Genomic DNA, 1823 nt, shown 5'->3' on the forward strand with positions numbered 1-1823 from the left:
CGCACGGCGCGCGGCCGGCCGGGCCCCGCCGCAGGAACCGTCCGCCGGCGGCCGCCCTGGCCGGCGCGGCGCTGGTGGCGGCCGCGGGGATCCTCCCGTACGGGACGCCCGCGCGGGGCGCGTCGGCCGCCGGGCAGGACTCCGTCCGGCAGGACGGCCGCGGCGGCGGGGAGCACCGCGCCAAGCGGGTGCTGACGGTCGCGGTGCGGCAGAGCGTGGACTCGCTGAGCCCGTTCCTCGCGCAGTCGCTCGTCGCGAGCACGATCCACCGCCTGGCCTACGAGTACCTGACCGACTACGCCCCCTCCGACGGGCACGCGATCCCCGGGTTCGCCACCGCCTGGAGGTCCTCGCCGGACAAGCTCACCTGGACGTACACGATCCGCCGGAACTCCCGGTGGTCGGACGGCGTGCCCGCCACGGCCGCGGACGCCGCCTGGACGTTCCGGGCGATGATGACGCACCCGGACGCGGCGACCGCGAACGGCAGCTTCACCGCGAACTTCGCCCGGGTCACCGCCCCGGACCCGACGACTCTGGTCGTCCGGCTGAAGAAGCCGCAGGCGAACATGACGGCCCTGGACGTGCCGATCGTGCCGGAGCACATCTGGAAGAAGGTCAAGGACTTCGCCGCCTTCAACAACGACAAGCACTTCCCCATCGTCGGCAACGGCCCGTTCGTCGTCACGGACTACAAGGTCGACCAGTACGTGAAGCTCGTGCCGAACCGGACGTTCTGGCGGGGCGCCCCGAAGTTCGACGAGCTGGACCTGAAGTACTACAAGGACGGCGACGCGGCCGTCGCCGCGCTGCGCAAGGGCGAGGTCTCGTTCGTCTCCAACCTGACCCCGGCCCAGACCTCGGCGCTCGAACACACCAAGGACATCAAGGTCAACGACGCGCCGGGCAACCGGTTCTACGCGCTCGCCACCAATCCGGGTGCCCGCGCCGCCGACGGCCACCGGCTCGGCGACGGCAATCCGGCACTGCTCGACCCGGCGGTGCGCAGGGCGCTGTTCGCGTCCGTGGACACCGGCCGGCTGGTACGGACCGTCTTCCAGGGCCACGCCGCGGCGGGCCGCGGCTACCTGCCGCCGCGCTTCGGCGCGTACTACTGGCAGCCCTCCGCCCGGCGGCGCGTCACGTACGACCCGGCGCGGGCCGCCGCGGACCTGGACCGGGCGGGCTATCGCAAGGACGGCCGCGGGCGGCGGCTCGGCAAGGACGGCCGGCCGCTGGACTTCCGCATCCTGTGCCACGCCACCGACCCCAACGACAAGGCCGTCAGCCAGTACCTGCGGGAGTGGTGGGCGAAACTCGGCGTCGGGCTGAAGGTCGAGTGCCTGGACAACGTGGGCGATCCCTGGCTGGCCGGGGACTACGACCTGGCGTTCGACGGCTGGTCCGTCAGCCCGGACCCGGACTACGTGCTGTCCATCCACACGTGCGGCGCGCTGCCCGCGACGAAGAACGCGAGCGGCGCGACGGACGACTTCATCTGCGACCGCGACTACGACCGGCTGTACGCGCGCCAGGCCGCCGAGTACGACCCGGCGAAGCGGGCCGCGCTGGTCAAGCAGATGGAGTCACGGCTCTACGACACCGGCTACATGAACGTGATGGCGTACCCGAACGCCATGGAGGCCTACCGCACCGACCAGATCAAGTCCATCGAGACCATGCCGTCGGCGGCGGGCAACATCTGGGGCCAGGACGGCTACTGGAGCTGGTGGTCCGCCGTGCCCGCGGCCGGGGCCGGCGGCGCGTCGTCCGGCGGGCCCTCCCCGGCGGCCGTGGGCCTCGGCATCGCGGGCGGCGCGCTC

1 protein-coding gene is annotated in these 1823 nt (G+C 73.0%); it reads left to right on the forward strand.

Annotated features, from left to right (window positions below):
- Positions 1–56: 56 nt before the first annotated feature.
- Positions 57–1823 (forward strand): ABC transporter substrate-binding protein (locus L1885_RS27940; RefSeq protein WP_268984608.1); only part of this gene is annotated, 1767 nt, incomplete at its 3' end.

It is taken from the genome of Streptomyces fuscigenes (assembly GCF_021556455.1).
Classification (GTDB): domain Bacteria; phylum Actinomycetota; class Actinomycetes; order Streptomycetales; family Streptomycetaceae; genus Streptomyces; species Streptomyces fuscigenes.